General features: G+C 40.0%; 16 protein-coding genes. 11 read left to right on the top strand and 5 right to left on the bottom strand.

From position 1 onward, the window contains the following. Window positions 1-100 precede the first annotated feature (100 nt). The 8 genes from PALPR_RS14910 to PALPR_RS15740 all read left to right on the top strand — a co-directional run bounded on the left by PALPR_RS14910 (window position 101) and on the right by PALPR_RS15740 (window position 6886). Window positions 101-2524: a hypothetical protein gene (locus PALPR_RS14910; RefSeq protein ID WP_216086313.1), complete on the top strand. Its 2424-nt coding sequence runs from the start codon at window positions 101-103 to the stop codon at window positions 2522-2524. Window positions 2525-2733: 209 nt separating this feature from the next. After that, window positions 2734-3174, top strand: coding sequence for a GNAT family N-acetyltransferase (locus PALPR_RS14915; RefSeq protein WP_013446494.1), 441 nt, complete (start codon window positions 2734-2736; stop codon window positions 3172-3174). Beyond that, window positions 3171-3614 carry a carboxymuconolactone decarboxylase family protein gene (locus tag PALPR_RS14920; protein WP_013446495.1) on the top strand — a complete coding sequence of 148 codons (444 nt, stop codon included), beginning with the start codon at window positions 3171-3173 and terminating at the stop codon, window positions 3612-3614. The genes PALPR_RS14915 and PALPR_RS14920 overlap by 4 nt, the downstream gene beginning before the upstream one ends. A 236-nt stretch (window positions 3615-3850) precedes the next feature. Then, entirely contained in the window at window positions 3851-4486 is a 636-nt protein-coding gene (locus PALPR_RS14925) for a LysE family translocator (protein ID WP_013446496.1), read from the top strand. 164 nt (window positions 4487-4650) lie between these two features. Then, entirely contained in the window at window positions 4651-5220 is a 570-nt protein-coding gene (locus PALPR_RS14930) for a 3'-5' exonuclease (RefSeq protein WP_013446497.1), read from the top strand. Between the two features lie 109 nt (window positions 5221-5329). After that, window positions 5330-6382 (top strand): hypothetical protein, encoded by a 1053-nt coding sequence (locus PALPR_RS14935; protein WP_013446498.1) that lies wholly within the window; start codon window positions 5330-5332, stop codon window positions 6380-6382. Next, a complete protein-coding gene (locus PALPR_RS14940; RefSeq protein ID WP_013446499.1) occupies window positions 6354-6722 on the top strand; it encodes an ASCH domain-containing protein in 369 nt (122 codons plus the stop codon). Before PALPR_RS14935 ends, PALPR_RS14940 begins: the two co-directional genes overlap by 29 nt. Before the next feature lie 8 nt (window positions 6723-6730). Further along, window positions 6731-6886 carry a YqaE/Pmp3 family membrane protein gene (locus tag PALPR_RS15740; RefSeq protein WP_083807210.1) on the top strand — a complete coding sequence of 52 codons (156 nt, stop codon included), beginning with the start codon at window positions 6731-6733 and terminating at the stop codon, window positions 6884-6886. Window positions 6887-6922: 36 nt separating this feature from the next. Here the strand turns inward: PALPR_RS15740 and PALPR_RS14945 are convergent, their stop codons facing one another. From PALPR_RS14945 to PALPR_RS14955, 3 genes are all read right to left on the bottom strand, one after another. After that, entirely contained in the window at window positions 6923-7267 is a 345-nt protein-coding gene (locus tag PALPR_RS14945) for a hypothetical protein (protein ID WP_013446501.1), read from the bottom strand. Beyond that, on the bottom strand, window positions 7264-8064 hold the full coding sequence (locus PALPR_RS14950) for a type II toxin-antitoxin system antitoxin SocA domain-containing protein (RefSeq protein WP_013446502.1): 801 nt from the start codon (window positions 8062-8064) through the stop codon (window positions 7264-7266). The genes PALPR_RS14945 and PALPR_RS14950 overlap by 4 nt, the downstream gene beginning before the upstream one ends. A 138-nt stretch (window positions 8065-8202) precedes the next feature. After that, a complete protein-coding gene (locus tag PALPR_RS14955; RefSeq protein ID WP_013446503.1) occupies window positions 8203-9045 on the bottom strand; it encodes an MBL fold metallo-hydrolase in 843 nt (280 codons plus the stop codon). A gap of 185 nt (window positions 9046-9230) precedes the next feature. Between PALPR_RS14955 and PALPR_RS14960 the strand changes: the two genes are divergently transcribed. The 3 genes from PALPR_RS14960 (at window position 9231) to PALPR_RS14970 (ending at window position 13246) form a co-directional block, all read left to right on the top strand. Continuing rightward, window positions 9231-10601 (top strand): UDP-N-acetylmuramate--L-alanine ligase, encoded by a 1371-nt coding sequence (locus PALPR_RS14960; protein ID WP_013446504.1) that lies wholly within the window; start codon window positions 9231-9233, stop codon window positions 10599-10601. Between the two features lie 494 nt (window positions 10602-11095). Next, entirely contained in the window at window positions 11096-11521 is a 426-nt protein-coding gene (locus PALPR_RS14965; protein ID WP_013446505.1) for a dCMP deaminase family protein, read from the top strand. A gap of 132 nt (window positions 11522-11653) precedes the next feature. Next, window positions 11654-13246 carry a S41 family peptidase gene (locus PALPR_RS14970; protein ID WP_013446506.1) on the top strand — a complete coding sequence of 531 codons (1593 nt, stop codon included), beginning with the start codon at window positions 11654-11656 and terminating at the stop codon, window positions 13244-13246. Window positions 13247-13319: 73 nt separating this feature from the next. Here PALPR_RS14970 and PALPR_RS14975 read toward each other — a convergent pair whose 3' ends face one another. Next, complete coding sequence (locus tag PALPR_RS14975) at window positions 13320-16148, bottom strand: alpha-amylase family glycosyl hydrolase (protein ID WP_013446507.1); 2829 nt, start codon at window positions 16146-16148, stop codon at window positions 13320-13322. A gap of 203 nt (window positions 16149-16351) precedes the next feature. After that, window positions 16352-17725: a SusF/SusE family carbohydrate-binding protein gene (locus tag PALPR_RS15610; RefSeq protein WP_013446508.1), complete on the bottom strand. Its 1374-nt coding sequence runs from the start codon at window positions 17723-17725 to the stop codon at window positions 16352-16354. Between the last annotated feature and the right edge of the window lie 27 nt (window positions 17726-17752).

Below are 17752 nucleotides of genomic sequence, written 5' to 3' on the forward strand. Positions count from 1 at the left end.
AGCGAACCACAGAAATAGAATGATTTAGCAAAATGCTTACGTCTAACAGCGTGAGTTTTTGGCTTGTCATTTCTGTGTACCTTTCTCAGGGGGCTTGGGTATGGATGAGACAAAGCTCACGCTTTCTAAATACAGAAAGAGTATGAGCCTTTATGAAAAGCTACAGCATGCCAAAAGCGAAGAAGATGTAAAAGATGCGTATATCAAAGCGCTCGGTCTGAAAGGGTACTCCAAAAACTTGATTGATATTCAGACCAAAGAAATCTGGTTCGAAGCAAAGGATGGAAGTAAAAACTCTAGCTATGCCATGTTTACACAGCTGATGCATTATGTGCAGGAAGCATTAAACAAAGGAGAGAAAATTCCCCCTTTTCTCTGTGTCATCGATACTCAGAAGGCAGCCATCATGAAAAGCGAGGATGTGATTCCTTTCCTTGCTAAAAAAACGATTAAGTGGGGTAAGTCTGCCAGCAGTTATACGCAGGAAGCCTTAGAAGCTATTTCAGCTCATATTGGTACGCACTTTGTTTCGTTTCGCATCGAAACCCACGAGGTTGAATTTATTTCCACTATCAAAAGTGCTATTAAAAACGGCGATATTATCCGCACCCAAATTACACCCGATAATCTGAAGCAGGTTTTTGATAAATGGGTAAAAATGGTAGGGCAGGAGATAAAAGGGGTAGTAGTCGAAGATTACGCTTTATTGTTTTTTGCTGACATTATGCACGATGGTACAGCTGCCACACACGATGGGCTATCTGCAGAACTGATGTTTAAAAATACAGCTCCGGTATTCTGTTTGAGGGGGAAAAACTATGAATTGGGCAATCGAGAAGGCTATCGACAGTTTTGGGCTATCTATCATCGTCCACCTAAAGCCGAATACCGCAATTACCTGCTGGAACGGCGAGATAGTCTGATACCACTTGACGAACGCAGTTTTAAAGGAGCATATTATACACCATTGGAAGTGGTGGATAAAGCTTATGATAAACTCACCGAAACGTTAGGTAAAAACTGGCAGAAGGAATATGTTGTTTGGGATATGTGTTGTGGAGTAGGTAATCTGGAAGTGAAACACAGCAATCCCCGAAATATCTATATGAGTACTCTCGACCAGGCCGATGTGGATGTGATGAAAGCTACCAAAACCTGTGTTGCTGCTCAACGCTTTCAGTACGATTACTTAAACGATGATATTACCGACGATGGTCGGATTGATTACTCACTGACCAATAAAGTACCAGAAAGCCTGCGTAAAGCCATCGCAGATGGAAAAAAGATTTTGGTGCTGATTAATCCACCGTATGCTGAAGTTGGCACTGGTGCAGATAGTGGAAATAAAGCGGGTGTTTCCAAAACAAAATTTGCGGCCACAGCAATGACTGATTATGGAAAAGCTAGTAATGAGCTTTTTACCCAATTTGTTGCTCGAATTGCTCGAGAAATGCCAACAGCAACTTTAGCTATGTTTAGTAAACTGAAATACGTTAATGCTCCCAATTTTGAGAAATTTAGAGCGGTTTGGAATGCTCTATACATTGGAGGTTTTATTGTTCATAGTAAATCATTTGATGGATTAGCAGGTAATTTTCCAATAGGTTTTTTAGTTTGGAAAACAAACCAAAACTCAAAGAATCAAATTGAGTTTTCTGAAGTTACTACCGAAGTTTTAGATAAATATGTTTGTCCGATTGGGGAAAAAACTTTTTTTAATTTACCCAATAGTATCTTTTTAAATGTATGGCTTAATCGCCCCAAAAGGAATAATCAGCCGATGGTGCCATTAAAGAATGCAATAACAACAGCTACATCAAAACCTCGTGTAGATTCGTGGTCAAATAATGCTATTGCATATATGTATTGTGGAAAAAATGATTTACAACATTCTGGCCAACAAACGGTTTTGTTTTCATCTCCATATGGGCAAGGCGATGGATTTTACTTAAATCCGGACAATCTTTGGCAAGGTGCTATTATATTTACTGTTCGCAGAATAATTAAACCAACATGGATTAATGACCGTGACCAGTTTTTGCAACCCACCAAAGAACTAACCGAAGAATTTAAAACGGACTGTTTGGTGTGGATGCTGTTTAATGGCAGTAACCTCACTGCGGGAGCTAATGACTTGGAATGGAACGGCAAGAAGTGGAGTATTGTCAATCATTTTATTCCGTATACCGAAGAAGAAGTGGGTGCGCCCGATAGGTTTGAATCTGACTTTATGGTGCAGTATATGGAGGATAAAGAATTTTCATCCGAAGCTATTGCTGTATTTGATGCCGGTAGAATACTTTGGCAGGCTTACTTTGCCCATACCGATGTACGTACTGTTCGGGATGAGTTGAAACTAGATCGTCCGGATGTTGGTTGGTATCAGATACGAAAAGCATTACAAGCTCGTAATGCCAGTGGAGATTTTCCACCGATTAGTTTTAAATCATTTGAAACTGTATATAAAGCGTTAACAGAAAAACTGCAACCTATGGTGTATAAGTTGGGATTCTTGAAGATATAAGTTTATCAAAATGGCTGAACTCTCCGCTAGCGCGTATTTGCAATTCGCGCTAAAATTTATTGTTCTTCCGAACAACACATCGAGTATGAATAGGATGTAAGCGCAAGCTAAATCGGGGTGAGGGAGGTGGAATTGAATTATCAATGTATAAGAGAAGTATGTGCAATTACGCATATATGGGTGCTAGCAATTATTAAAAAACAATAAGAATGATAATCAGACGAGCTACAATAGATGATATTAATGAATTAGCAAAACTTTTTGCTGATTATAGAGTTTTTTATGGACAGGATTTTGAATATATAAAATCTATTCACTTTTTGAAACAACGGTTCGACAAAAAAGACAGTGTAATTTTTATTGCTACCGACAATGACAAGTTTTTAGGTTTCACCCAACTTTATCCTTCGTTCACATCAATCGGAATGCAGGGGATTTGGATTTTAAATGACTTGTTTGTGAATGACAAATACCGTAAACATGGCGTTGCTCAAACATTGATTGACCATGTTCTAACATTCAGTAAAGAAACCAATAGAAAAAAAGTAATCCTATCTACGGCATACGGTAATGAAAAAGCACAGCAGCTATATGAAAAATTAGGTTTCAAAAGGACCGAATTTTATAATTACGAAAAACTTACTTTATGACAATGAAACAACGGATCAATATAAAACGACTTGAACCAAAAGCGTATGAAGTATTGTATGCCATGGAAAAATACTTATCTGCAACAGATTTAAGCATACAACTTCGAGAACTTATAAAAGTCCGAGTATCTCAAATAAACAAATGTGCTTTTTGTATTGAAATGCACACGAAAGACGCAAGAAAGGAGGGTGAAACAGAACAAAGACTTTATGCTTTATCTGCATGGGAAGAAAGTCCGCTTTTTACAGACGAAGAAAAAGCAGTTCTGGCTATGGTTGAAGAAATAACTAAGATTTTTGAGCACGGAGTGAGTGACAGAACATTTCAAAACATTCAAAATTATTTTACTGACAATCAAATTGCTCAAATAATAATAGCCATTAATCAAATGAATTTTTGGAATAGAATAGCTGTATCAACAAAGATGTTTCATCCCTAGGTTTGAGAAAAAACGGTTGATAACAGACGCCTCGCTCTCGCAAGTTTGCACCTTCAGCGTTGCTTTGAAAAGGCAAATCATTATTGTTATATCGAACAAGACAGCGATTGAACCACAGGTCAGCGCAAGCTAAATTGGCGCGGGGAGTAACCGCCAATGCCCATAGACTCAGTTTTTAGGGGTTGGTATCTACTGGATACGAGTAAAGAATAAATAACTTGGAAAAAATAAAATATATGACAGGAATAGTACATTTCGAGACATTTTTATTGGCTGGTATATTGTTGAACTTAACACCGGGCAATGACACCATTTTCATTTTGACAAAAAGTATTGGACAAGGGAAAAAAGCCGGAATTATTTCTACTTTAGGAATTGCGACCGGAAGCGTTGGTCATACTATTCTTGCAGCATTTGGACTTTCCATAATTATTGCTAAGTCAATATTGATCTTCAACTTAATTAAATATCTTGGAGCTGCATATCTTTTCTACATGGGCTATAAAATGCTGACAAATAGAACTCAACTTAATACTGACGGAATAATAGAGACTAAATCAGTCAACTATTTGAAGATTTACAGAGACGGTTTCATTACGAACATTTTAAACCCTAAAGTTGCACTTTTCTTCATTGCATTTCTTCCTCAATTTATCGACCCGACATTTAGAAATACAGTTTTTCCATTTCTGCTACTTGGGACAACATTTATAACAACCGGAACAATTTGGTGTTTGATTTTAGCGGTTTTCGCCTCAAGCATTTTCGCGAAATTGAAAAGCAACAGAAAGGTGTCGACTTATATAAACAAAATTTGCGGACTAACATTAATTGGACTTGGAATAAAAGTTGCTTTGATTGACCGGAAATAAACTGCCTGCTAGTGCGGATTTGTAATCGATGCTAATAGTTATTGTTTTACGGTACAATACAGCGAATGGGAATAGGAGGGAAGCAGGGAGAGAAACGAAAGAAGTGGCAACAATTAAATGAAACAGAATTAATAAATTAGTAATAACCAATAAAATTTAGCACTATGTATTTATTTTTTGATACTGAGACAACGGGATTACCTCGGGACTGGAAAGCTCCGGTTAGTGACTTGAATAATTGGCCACGATTGGTTCAGTTAGCCTATTTATTCTTTGATAGCAATGGAAATAAAATTGCTGGAGGTGACTTTATTATTAAACCGGAAGGCTTTACTATACCAACTGAAGCATCCCGAATTCACGGAATTACAACAGAAAGAGCTAACCAAGAAGGTAAACCAATTCAAACAGTTTTGAGAGACTTTCAATCTATGATTAATGAGGCTCAATATCTTGTTGCGCACAATATGAGCTTTGACGAGAAAATTGTTGGAGCTGAATTCTTGAGGAATAATATGCCTGATAGCATAGCTCCTAAAAGAAAAATATGTACAATGCAAAGTACGACTAATTTTTGTGCTATTAATGGTCCGTATGGATACAAATGGCCTAAATTATCAGAATTGCATTACAAACTTTTCAAAACAGATTTTGAAGAAGCACATAATGCCGCAGCAGATATCCATGCCACTGCAAGGTGCTTTTGGGAATTGAGAAGACTAGGGAAGATATAAATTCTCTCTTGATTTTAGATTATTCAATTCTATGTAGGAGAATATCTGTTACGTTTATTTGATAGATATTCAGTGCTATATACTCAATTCAGAACCTTATCAATATATTATGAGATACACACTTTTTGCAGAAATTAATCTGCTTGACACATTTTTCGATTCACTGCGTGAGAGTTATGCTGAGTTTAATGATTGGTTTGCGCGCAAAGCTGCCGAAGGGGAATCGGCTTATATTTTGCCAAACCGTCGTGGTGGCTTGGATGCCTTCTTGTATTTAAAAATTGAAAATGATGTTGTAACAGATGTCGAGCCAAATTTGCCAGAAGGAATAAAAGTGAAAGTTGGCACATTGAAAGTAAATGCTCATGGAACACGGCTTGGAGAACGACTGGTGAAAAAGATATTTGACTTTGCAGTTGTAAACAATGCCGATTCTGTATATGTAACTGTCTTTGATGAACATGAAGCGTTAATTGAGTTGTTGTGTAGATATGGATTTGAAAAATATGGGATCAAGGTTACAGCCAATGGAGCAGAACATGTATTAGTGAAAAATATGCGATTAATCAGAGATAATATTCTGAAGGATTACCCATTGATTGACGTTCGGGGGCGCAATAAATTTGCGTTATCAATTTATCCCGCGTTTCACACCCGATTATTTCCCGACTCAATTTTGAATAATGAACACTACGATATTATTACAGATATTTCTCCGACTAACAGTATCCATAAAACATATATCTGTTATATGGGAGATGTGATAAATCTTCATGCAAATGATATTGTGTTAATCTATCGGACAACTGATGGTAAAGGATCCGCAAGGTTCAGAAGTGTAATTACATCTATCTGTGTGGTACAAGAAGTTTTGACGCGGAGAAGCTTTGAGAACGAAGATCACTACGTAGAATATTGCCGCAGAAATAGTATCTTTGCAGAAGCTGATTTAAGGCAATGGTACAGAAGAAGTGGTAATTTATTTGTTATTAAAATGACCTATAATGCTGCTTTCAGGAGACGAGTTACAAATGGAACTCTTATTGATACTGTTGGATTAAATCCGAATTACTGGGGATTCTTTAGAGTCACGGATGAACAATTTAATCAAATAATTAATTTAGGGGGAGTGTATGAAAATCTTATTGTCGATAAAGCCTGAATATGCAAACAAGATATTCGATGGAACGAAAAAATATGAATTCAGAAAAACAATTTTCAAAGATTCAACTGTAAATACTGTAATTGTTTATGCTTCATCACCGGTGCAACGAGTGATTGGTGAATTTACTATTGATAGTGTGATTTCAGAAAAGACAGAAGACTTATGGGCGATGACCAGAGAGTTTTCAGGTATTACTAAAGCTTTTTTTGATGAGTATTTTGCATTGAAAGATGTTGGTCATGCAATTAAAATAAGAGAAACAAAAAAATACAAAGAACCCAGACGTCTTGTGGACTATAATATAGATTTTGCACCACAATCGTTTGTCTATTTATAAGAAATCTTATGTCAATTTGGCGAGTACTTTTATGCATTTTGTTTCCACCCTTATCGATATTGGATAAAGGTTGCGGGTCGGTGTTGCTGGTGCTGCTGCTTACGCTGGCGGGCTGGGTGCCGGGAGCCATTGCTGCACTGATTATTAATACACGGAGAAAATAGAGCGGATTTGACTTTGTTGATTTTCAATTCCGGTTTTTAGGAGAAGTGCAACATAATTCTGTCGCGGTCTTCGTTTTCTTTGTCGTTTTTGTGATACAGTTCCACCAATACGATTTTGCTCTCCTGCGGGTAATGTGCGTATATCAATCGGAGTCCGGAATTCACCCCGCGTCCTTTCATCGATTTACAGGCTATTTTCTTTACTTTAATAATGCAGGTTGAAGTACCAAGATTATCTATTCGGAAGCTAAACGGAGGTCTTTCGTCGGGGGTCACAGTAAGCACACGCTTCACAATGGCTAAGTCATCGTTGAGTGTTCTGTATTTTTTCAGCAGACTTTTCAGATCCTTTTTAAATTCGCTTAACTCCTCGAATATCATGGCTCCTGTATGTCTTCGTTATAGTTTCGTACCGAGTAGGGGGTATCTCTGTAGAAAACCAGTTCGTAATTAATCTCTTCACCATCGTTCGATGCAAGCCATGGCATATCTTTATGCGAATAATTGCTTATTGCTGATGCCGACCAATCGCTCATTTGTTCTATCACCCGGTCGATAATTTCTTTTTCGCTAGCCTTTAAATTTGTAAGATCGGCCTTTACCAACGGGATATAGCGTGTCTGCGGAAATCCGTGATATTCTGACTTAAACCGTTTGATTTTATCCTGTTCTATCATTTGGTGAATAATAGATTCCAGTTTTTGAGGCACCGGACCGTAAGGAAGTTTGCGGTACTTCGCTCCGGTTAAATGTTCTTCGTAAAGCTCGTAGTAATTAAAGTCGGAAAAATAAAGCAATTTATAAAGCACTGTTTCTCCCACGTTGGGCTTCCCGGCACATTTTTCGAGAATGTAGAGCAGTACATTTTTAAATTTATCCAATTGCAGGGTTGGTACTGAAATACGCTCGGATATTTCTTTCGGCATGGCCGTTTCGTGCTTCAGTTCATGTTTACTGTTGAAATTTTCGGACATAATATCATCCAGCGAAAATCCTAACACGGTGGCTAACTTTTGCATTTCGAGTATGCCTATATTTCTGTTGCCAAGTTCAACCTGTGCCAGCGATGGACGGGAAAATCCTATACTTTTGGCCAGTTCTTCCTGCGAGAGTCCTTTTGTTTTGCGGAGTTCGGTTATTCTTTGTCCGATTTGTTTTTGCGACAGGGTATTATTCATAGGACTTATTCAATTAATATAATTAGAAGAAACATAGAGTAGTACGCAGTATTTACTCACTTCTTAAACACCACAAAAGTACAAATTGTTTTGATATAAAACAATTATTTGTTGTTAAATAAAACAATTGGTTGTTCTCTAGTTGGATATTTCTTCCAGCCTCAGTGTTTTTCCTACTTTATGTTTGTGGTATTGAGCTTCGATGGTGCAGCACTCGGTGTAGGTGTCGTGCTCAAAGAACAGAATCTGGTGGCGGGCAGCAGCTTCGTCCAGCAGGGTTTTCTTTTCTTCCATAGCGGTAAGCGGGTCGGTGTCGTAAGCCGAAATCCAAGCCAGCGGCACATTGGCTGCCAGAGGAATAACATCGCCCACGTATACAAGCGTTTGGCTGCCGTAGTGGATGTAGCTCACCAGTTGCCCCACGGTGTGCCCGTTGAAAATGCGGATTTCCACTTCCGGGCAGATAAACCGGTTTTCGGTTACCAGTTCCAGTTTGCCGGCTTCCTGCACGGGTAGCATGTTTTCGGGGAAGTAGGAGTCTCCTTCGCGGACGTTGGGGTTCAGAAAGTTGTTCCATTGCGTCGCGCCCACCCAGTGAGTGGCATTGGGGAAAACCAGTTCCACAGCCGATTTGTCCGCATTGTAGCGCGTGGTTCCGCCGCAGTGGTCGAAGTGCAGATGCGTAAACACCACGTCGGTAATATCGGCGCAAGTGTAGCCCAACCGGGCCAGTTCCGTGTCGAAACTGATCACTTCTTTGAACCCGTAATACTTCAGATAGTTTAGTTGTTTGTCACCGGTGCCTGTGTCAATCAATATGCGCTTCAGTCCGGTGTCAATAAGCAAACAGCGCATGGACAGGCTGCAATAGTTTTCGTCATCGCAGGGGTAACGTTTTTTCCAGACTTTCTTAGGCACTACGCCAAACACAGCGCCACCATCCACATGAAAGTTGCCGGCTTCAATTTTGTATAATTTCATTTTTTTACGAGTTAAGCAGTGATAAATTGTGTCAGATACGAAGGTATAAAGTAAAAAAATGTAAACATCGTCTGTTTTTACTTTACAAACTTTATGATCTTCTAAACTTGACGAACTTTTTACTACATTTGTCTTCCGATAGAATTTCTGACAAAAATAAGCAAATTCATTTATCTTTCAATCGTATGCAACGAGTTCATTTTATCGCCATTGGTGGAGCTGCCATGCACAATCTGGCTATTGCAATCTGCAAGAAAAATAATTTTCAGGTAACTGGCTCTGACGATGAGATTTTTGAACCTTCATACAGTCGATTGAAAGAGCACGGCTTACTGCCCGAGCAGATGGGTTGGTTTCCCGATCGGATTCACAAGGGCCTGCATGCCGTGATTCTGGGAATGCATGCCACCGAGGACAATCCTGAATTGATCCGGGCCAAAGAACTGGGGCTTAAGATATACTCGTTGCCCGAATATCTTTTTCAGCAAACCCGCAGTAAAACGCGTATTGTAGTAGGCGGAAGCCACGGAAAAACGACTACCACCGCCATCATTTTGTTTGTGCAGAAACAGCTCCGCATAGATACCGACTACATGGTTGGTGCGCAAATCGATGGTTTTGATAATATGGTGCGCCTGTCATACGAGTCGAGAATAGCTGTATTCGAAGGCGATGAATATCTCACTTCACCCATTGACCCTCGTCCGAAGTTTCACCTGTACAAACCACATATAGCGGTGCTCACGGGCATTGCCTGGGATCATATTAATGTTTTTCCAACCTTCGAAAAATACGTGGAGCAGTTTCGGAAATTTGTTGATCTGATGGAAGTACAGGGTAGGTTGGTCTATTTTGAGGATGATAAAAACCTGAACGAGATAGCCGGCAATTTGCGTCGGGATATAGTGCCGTTTGGTTATACAACTCCTAAGCACGAAGTCAGAAACGGTGTTACCTATCTGATTACAAAATACGGCGATGTGCCGCTTAAAATATTCGGTCAGCATAATTTGCAAAATATAGAGGCTGCCCGTTTGGCCTGCAAGCAAATAGGTGTTACCGACGAGCATTTTTACTCTGTCATTTCGGAGTTCTCGGGGGCTGCAGGGCGTTTACAGAAAGTGGCCGAAACAGCTGCTTCGGTGGCGTTTGTTGATTTTGCCCATTCCCCGTCAAAGCTCCGGGCAACGGTAAAAGCTGTGCGACAACAATTTCCCGACAAGAAACTGATAGCTTGTATGGAATTGCATACATTCAGCAGTCTTACCGACGAATTTTTGCCGCAGTATGCCGATAGTATGGCCGAAGCCGATGTGGCTTTTGTTTACTACAATCCTGAAGTGGTGGAACAGAAACGACTGGCTGAAATAACTCCCGAACAGGTAAAACAAGCCTTCGGAGGCGATAAACTGACGGTGTTTACCGATGCGCAGGCGCTACAAGCGGCACTCCGTGAACAGCAATACGATAACACCGCCCTGCTATTTATGTCGTCCGGAAATTTTTCAGGAATCAATCTAACTGAATTGGCAAAGGAATTATTAAGCGGTAAGTAGTAAGTAGTAAGTAGTTGATAGTAGGTAGTAATGTCGCGCAGCTAATATCGCCGCAGGCTAACTATTTAGTATACAAGTTGACGAGTTAACGAGTATACTTTCAATATATTTAAGAACGAACAATAACAACAAATAACGCGAAGCAAATATCGCGAACGCAGTGAGCAAGTATCGCACAGCTAATAACGCCGCAGGCTAACTATTTAGTATACAAGTTAACGAGTAAACAAGTAAACAACAACTATTCAAAAACGAATAATAACAACAAATAACGCGAAGCAAATATCAATTAATGTCGCGCAGCTAATATGGCCGTAGGTTAACTATTTAGTATACAAGTTGACGAGTTAACGAGTAAACATTCAATTATTGAAGAACGAATAATAACAACAAATAACGCGAAGCAACTATCAATTAATGTCGCGAAGCAAATATCGCGAACGTAGTGAGCAAGTATCGCGAATGCAATGAGCAAATAACACGAAGTAAATAAAATGACTGAGAAACAACGATTACTGGATAACCGATATATGCGCATGGCCCGGATATGGGCTGAAAATTCCTACTGCGAAAGACGAAAGGTAGGAGCGTTGCTGGTGAAAAATCAAATGATTATATCCGATGGGTACAACGGAACGCCATCCGGATTTGAAAATAAGTGCGAGGACGAAAACAATGTATCCAAACCTTATGTTTTACATGCCGAGGCCAATGCCATCAGTAAAATAGCCCGATCGCACAACAGCAGCGATAATGCTACCCTGTATGTGACGGCGTCGCCTTGCATTGAATGTGCCAAACTCATTATACAGGCCGGTATTAAGCGGGTAGTGTATGGAGAGAAGTACCGCATAATGGATGGCGTGGAACTACTTGAACGTGCCAATATAGAAGTTCTTTTTCTGGAGGAAGAAAAGTAAGCCGTGCAAGGATTGAGAGTTTAAATTATAGTTGAAAATTAATAGTTTGTGAAGTCTTTGTGAAATGATATTCTGTTGAAGAAGTTGATTGACAAAGATTTCGGAGAAAAGACAAAAACAAGTATTTATCGTATGAATAAGAAGAATTTATTTCTGGTTTTGATTATATTTATTTCCGTTTTTGGAGGGCTTTTGCTTGGTAACATCATTGCTAACAGGGCTAATAGGTCAGGCTTTTCAATGTCATCACACAATAAAGTGGATGAATTGCTATCAATCATAAATTCGCAGTATGTTGATACAATGAACATGAAAGAAATGACCGAGGAGTTGATGACGGACGTAGCCGGAAAGCTTGATCCGCACTCGGTTTATATCCCTGCTGCCGATCTGGCAAACGTGAACAGCGAGCTCGAAGGAAGTTTCAGTGGTATTGGGGTTCAGTTTAATATACAGAATGATACGGTGATGATAGTGGCCATTGTGAGTGGAGGTCCTTCTCAAAAAGTGGGACTTTTAGCCGGCGACCGCATTGTGCAGGTAGATGATTCTGCTTTTGTGGGTAAGAAAATAACCAACGAAAAGGTTATGCGTAAACTCAAGGGAAAGGCCGGAACAAAAGTAAAACTCGGAATTCGCCGTCATGGAACACGCGAAATATTGCATTATTCTATCACCCGCGGTGAAATTCCGGTAAACTCTGTGGATATAGCTTATATGATTGAACCCGGCGTCGGATTTATCAAGGTAAGCAAATTTGCAATGACAACTTTTTCCGAGTTTCTGGATGCTATTGCTAAACTGCGCAGCCAGGGTGCCCGTAAATATATTATCGATTTGCGCGAAAACAGTGGTGGTTTTATGGATCAGGCTGTTAATATGGTGAATGAGTTTTTGCCGGCCGGAAGAATGATTGTTTATTCGAAGGGTAAAGCGTACCCGCGTGCTGAGGCCAAATCGGATGGAAAAGGAAGTTGTATTAACCTGCCGATGGTGGTTTTGATTGATGAATTCTCGGCTTCGGCCAGTGAAATCTTTTCGGGAGCCATACAGGATAATGACCGTGGACTGATTATCGGTCGACGCTCTTTCGGAAAAGGACTTGTTCAGCAACAAATGAATTTATCGGACGGTTCGGCCATTCGCCTCACTGTAGCCCGATACTACACACCATCCGGACGCAGTATTCAGAAACCCTATGAAAAGGGTAAAGCACAAGACTACGAAATGGACATTGTGAAACGTTATATGCACGGTGAGATTGACAGTAAAGATAGCATTCATGCTGCCAAATCGCCGAAGTATAAAACTTTTGGAGGCAGAACGGTTTATGGCGGTGGTGGCATTATGCCCGATATTTTTGTACCGAGGGATACCTCCGAATACACTCCTTATCTGAACAAGGTGATTAATTACGGCTATTTGTATCAATTTGCATTTCAGTACACCGACCAGAATCGCGCTAAACTGAAAAGCCAAAAGAACTGGCAGCAAATGGATAAATACCTCGATACTCAGAATTTATTGCCGCAGTTTGTGGCATTTGCCAAAAGCAAAGGTGTAAACCCCGATGCCAGACAGATAAACAGCTCCAAAAGATTCTTGCTGATGCAGTTGAAGAGTTATATTTCCCGAAATAGTATTGGCGATGAAGGTTTCTACCCGATGCTTTACAAAGACGATAAAACAGTGAAAACTGCATTGGAGCAATTAAGAAAGAAGTAATCGACGGAATAAAAACAACAAGAGCTTGTCACTATCAGCGGCAAGCTCTTGTTGTTTTATGGGTAAAGGATATTTACTGTTTAATAATCTTGTGCAGGCTTTTTCCTTCGGTAGTTTTCACTTCCATAAGGTAAATCCCTTTGACAAAATTCCGAACATCCACCTCGGTCACATTGGTTGCAGTTTTGATAAGTGAACCTTCTACATTATAAACCTTTACACTGTTTACTCCGTCAGGAGACGTGATATATACTTTGTCTTCCGTAATGGTGGGTGATACGCTGTAGTTTAAAGCTTTATGATCATCAATTCCGTTTACCACATTCGGGGCTTTGTCCGTAAAAATCAATAAATCGCCGGCTTGCATGCTCATTGTCATAGCTGTGTTGGTGACATTCAATTGTTCTCCTGTCAATACGTTATACCAAATTCCGGTTTTAGGGAAATTGGGCGTTGCAGTTATGGTGGCTGATGCATTGAAGTTACCCAGAACAATCATATTCAGATCGGAACTGGTCAAAGCAATGCGTCGTCCGGTATTCCAGTCGTTAAGTCCGATACTCAAAGTGAATGTTCCTGTTGTGAATGCTGCGGGATATGTTTTTCGAAGCGATATTATTTTAGCACAGGCATCCGATGCCGCTTTTCTGTGAGCTAAGCTCAACCAGTCCCAGGCCGAAGGCTTAGGGTTCGTGCGTCCACCGTTAGAATTAATAGAATAATCGAATCCCATTTCGCCGAATTCGTAGATCATTTTAGGTCCGGGAATAAGAGTAGCGAAGGCAATATTCAATGGCACACGTTTTATTCTTACAATAGAATCGGTGGTAATGTTGCCGATACCTGATATTTTGGCATTGTAGAAATTACGTTCTTCATCATGACTCTCGGCATAGCCTACCCAGTTGCGCGGCGTGGCATTCATGCTGCTGAAATCACTGCCGGATTGGTATCCTTCTGCCGACTGTGAAAATTGAGGGTTTACATTGCGCCACAGGTACATGCCTTTGTTAGCCAATGCGGTTTCTTCATCATTATTGCAGAAATGTTCAAGAATAAACATAACATCGCTTTTTACCGCCTTAGCAGCATCATAATAAGCACTTAGGTTGTCAATACGCGATTGATCGTAATTGCCGGCAGTGCTTTCGGTACTAGAATTCTGAGTGAAGCCTTTGGTCAAATCCATTCGGTAACCATCTACTTTATATTCCGTAATCCAGTATTGCAGTACACGTTTAAAGTACTCTTTAGTTCCGCTAAAGCTATGATTGAAATCATTGAGCACACTGTAAGGATGCGGTGCCACAGGATTCATCCACGGATTATTTGCTGCCGGTCTGTTATTTGTTCCATCCCAATACAGCAAGGCAAAAGGAGATAAACCGGAAGCCTGATTAAATACCATATCCAACAATACAGCCATGCCGCGCTTATGACATTCGTCAATGAATTTTTTATAGGTGTTGGCATTTCCGTAAGCTTTATCCGGTGCAAAATAGTGGTTCGGATTATATCCCCAGCTGTTATTTCCGTCGAATTCTGTAATCGGCATAAGTTCAACGGCTGTGATTCCGAGGTTTTTCAGATAATCCAGTTTGGTAATGGCTGCATCTAGGGATTTTTCTTTTGTGAAGTCGCGAAGTAACAGTTCATAGATAACCATATTTTCACGCGCTGGTATAGTGAATGTCGGAACTTCCCAATTGTAGGCAGTTTTGGTCGTTTGTAAAGTAGCTACCAATCCAGTGGTCTTTCCTGTCGGGTAGGTTGGTAAATTAGGATAGATTGTCGAATTTGCATTTATATATTGGTCATTCCAAGGGTCTAATACCATTTCGGTATAGGGATCACTTACTTTCAAAGTGCCATCAACTAAATACTGAAAACCATACAATTTACCCGGGGTGAGTCTGGTAAGTGTTATCCACCAGTAGTTTCCATCTTGTTTCAACTGGTAAGCATTCAGCTGTGTCCAGTCATTGAAATCGCCCAACAAGAATACGTTTGTTTTACCGGGAGCATACATTACCAAAGTAGCTGTGGAGTTGTCCGTGTACGTAATGCCATCTTTAATGCCGGCTGGGCGTGCTTGTGATACCACCGGAGCGGGGACACAAATCTGAATGGTATCGGAAACAGTTGTTCCGTTGAGACTTGCCTGTGCAATTATTCTATAATCGTTGGCAGTTGCAAAGTTGTATGAATAGCTCAGTGATGTAGCTGCGGTTGCAGTCTGAACACTGACACCGTTAATCAACAGATTCAAGTTGGCTGCTACCGATGAGGCAAGCTGGATATTGATTGACGAGCCGGCAGTTACGCTCTGGCTGTTAGTAGGATTGGTAAATGCAACGTTCAGTCCGGCCTGATACACATTTACAAAAATATCAGTTCCACCGGTGTCTTTTCCTTCTTTCGTTGCTAAACCGTTTCTGAATACGAATGCCATTTTAGAAACCACTTCGCCGGCTGACAAGCCATAATAGGTAGCCATATCGGGGGTAATAGATAGTTTCCATTTATTATTACCCAGTGATGTCATTTTGTATTTGGCTGAATTATCTCCCCAGGTAGGTGCATGCTTCCAGTCCGAACTGCTCGTACTGGCCGATGTAATGACACCTGTATGTGCATACACACCGTCCGAACCGGTATAATCTTTTAAGCCGGCTGTGCCTAGTGTGGCATCGTAAATGATATCTATGGCTCCGTTATTCTGGGTTACAAAAGCAGGAGTGGTAGTTATAATCTGAGCCTGACCTGTTAGAAACAAGAACAGAGACAGCGCGATAAGAGTAATTTTTTTCATGCGTTCATTTTTATTTTTAGATAGTTGTCGCATGGAACTCGCAATGAACATGGTCTTTGGTTTGAATACCTGTTTAAATGCTCGTTTCATATACCTGTTTTGATAATTAAATACCAGTTAGAATATTAAGCTAAAGCAACTTACCTTTGTTTGAAAGAAAAGTCTGAACTTAAGTTAGTCCAGACTTTTCTATTTTATTCTAGTTTATCATTATTACTGTTTTATAGAATAATAGCTGCCATCAATATCATTAAAGATAATGACGTGAATTACTTCTTTACAGGGTTAGATAGCTACTGAATTGTACCGGTTCCGTTGTTAAAGTTTAGTGATACAACTTTTCCGGCTGCGACTGTTGCTCTGGTTTGGTCGCCACCATTGCCACGATAGGCAATTTTGCCATCCAAAATAACAAACTCCATGCGCCACCAATCACCACCTACGCCTGCGGCAGACGAATTTGCATAAATTCTTAATTCACCGCTGTTGGTAGTAGTGAGTTTCATAACATTGCCATCAGCAACAAATGGATATTGTCCAGCATTCCAACCTCCGAAACAATCGCCAATACCATAAACCTGAGCAGGTTCAATGGTTATTTTGTTGGTTGTATAGTCTACTAAAACAATGTAGAAGCCTGCAGCAGCAACGTAAGCATTGCCATCGTGAGTTGTAAATCCGGCATTGGTTCCTAATGAATTGAAGTCTCCCCCCCATGCTTTGGCTGTATTCCATTTAAAGCCATCGGTCGCATTTGCAAAATATCGTATTGCCCAAAATTTACCAGGATTACCATTAACCGGAGTCATTTCTGCAACACCAGAATTACTCCAATCCCAACCACCAAACTCTTGTCCAATCATATAGACATAGTCAGGATAAAGCGGTTTCACCAAATCTACATTAGCTGTACTTGTATTACCGTTCCCATCACTGATGGTATAGCTAAAGTAATCAGTACCGGAATATCCTGCATTCGGTGTATACAGCACTTTTTTTCCATCTGCCGAAATTGTTGTAGTACCGTGTTGTCCTGCGGTCACTGCGGTTACTGTTAATTCATCTCCTTCAGGGTCAGTGTCATTGGCTAACACACTAATGGTTGTTGTAGTGTTCATATTCAAATTTGCTACATCATTTACCGCAGTTGGAGCATAATTGTAAGGGGTAACCAGCAATGTCGCAGTTTTTGAAGTGTAACCGCTTTTTAAACCTCCTTTTACAATGAAAGACAATAAACGAATGTAAACCGTTTGTTGAATTGCATTCTTATTGAAAGTTTTAATAGAATCATTAAATTGCTTGCAGCCTACAGACACATCAGAACCTGCTTTACCATTGAAGGTAATAGGAATAGTAATAGATTTTGAAAAATCAGCAACCTTTGAGAATTGAATCATATACTGACTTCTTGCTGCAGTATCAACAAGATTAAGTACTGATGAGCAAGTCAGCAAAGATAATTGAGAGCCTAATTTATCAACTTGAATAGTTAGTGGGCTTACACCTGTTTTAAGCGCTGCTGCAAAACCTGTTGTATCTTGAAGTGATATTTGGTCATAGCTTCCAGGTTTAGCCACAGTTTGATTTGCATATGGATCTTCGCATGAGGTAAACGCCATACATCCAATGATAAATGCTAATATATAGTTGATTGTTTTTTTCATTTTCAATTAGTTTTAATGGTGAAAAAC

The sequence above is a fragment of the Paludibacter propionicigenes WB4 genome (assembly GCF_000183135.1).
Classification (GTDB): domain Bacteria; phylum Bacteroidota; class Bacteroidia; order Bacteroidales; family Paludibacteraceae; genus Paludibacter; species Paludibacter propionicigenes.

Excerpts from the sequence above, each read along its gene's own strand:
- PALPR_RS14915 (WP_013446494.1), top strand. The coding sequence starts at position 2,734 with ATGATAATCAGACGAGCTACAATAGATGATATTAATGAATTAGCAAAA.
- PALPR_RS14935 (WP_013446498.1), top strand. The coding sequence starts at position 5,330 with ATGAGATACACACTTTTTGCAGAAATTAATCTGCTTGACACATTTTTC.
- PALPR_RS15610 (WP_013446508.1), bottom strand. The coding sequence starts at position 17,725 with ATGAAAAAAACAATCAACTATATATTAGCATTTATCATTGGATGTATG.
- PALPR_RS14965 (WP_013446505.1), top strand. The coding sequence starts at position 11,096 with ATGACTGAGAAACAACGATTACTGGATAACCGATATATGCGCATGGCC.
- PALPR_RS14930 (WP_013446497.1), top strand. The coding sequence starts at position 4,651 with ATGTATTTATTTTTTGATACTGAGACAACGGGATTACCTCGGGACTGG.
- PALPR_RS14950 (WP_013446502.1), bottom strand. The coding sequence starts at position 8,064 with ATGAATAATACCCTGTCGCAAAAACAAATCGGACAAAGAATAACCGAA.
- PALPR_RS14910 (WP_216086313.1), top strand. The coding sequence starts at position 101 with ATGGATGAGACAAAGCTCACGCTTTCTAAATACAGAAAGAGTATGAGC.
- PALPR_RS14925 (WP_013446496.1), top strand. The coding sequence starts at position 3,851 with ATGACAGGAATAGTACATTTCGAGACATTTTTATTGGCTGGTATATTG.
- PALPR_RS14940 (WP_013446499.1), top strand. The coding sequence starts at position 6,354 with ATGAAAATCTTATTGTCGATAAAGCCTGAATATGCAAACAAGATATTC.
- PALPR_RS15740 (WP_083807210.1), top strand. The coding sequence starts at position 6,731 with ATGTCAATTTGGCGAGTACTTTTATGCATTTTGTTTCCACCCTTATCG.
- PALPR_RS14960 (WP_013446504.1), top strand. The coding sequence starts at position 9,231 with ATGCAACGAGTTCATTTTATCGCCATTGGTGGAGCTGCCATGCACAAT.
- PALPR_RS14955 (WP_013446503.1), bottom strand. The coding sequence starts at position 9,045 with ATGAAATTATACAAAATTGAAGCCGGCAACTTTCATGTGGATGGTGGC.
- PALPR_RS14975 (WP_013446507.1), bottom strand. The coding sequence starts at position 16,148 with ATGAAACGAGCATTTAAACAGGTATTCAAACCAAAGACCATGTTCATT.
- PALPR_RS14970 (WP_013446506.1), top strand. The coding sequence starts at position 11,654 with ATGAATAAGAAGAATTTATTTCTGGTTTTGATTATATTTATTTCCGTT.
- PALPR_RS14945 (WP_013446501.1), bottom strand. The coding sequence starts at position 7,267 with ATGATATTCGAGGAGTTAAGCGAATTTAAAAAGGATCTGAAAAGTCTG.
- PALPR_RS14920 (WP_013446495.1), top strand. The coding sequence starts at position 3,171 with ATGACAATGAAACAACGGATCAATATAAAACGACTTGAACCAAAAGCG.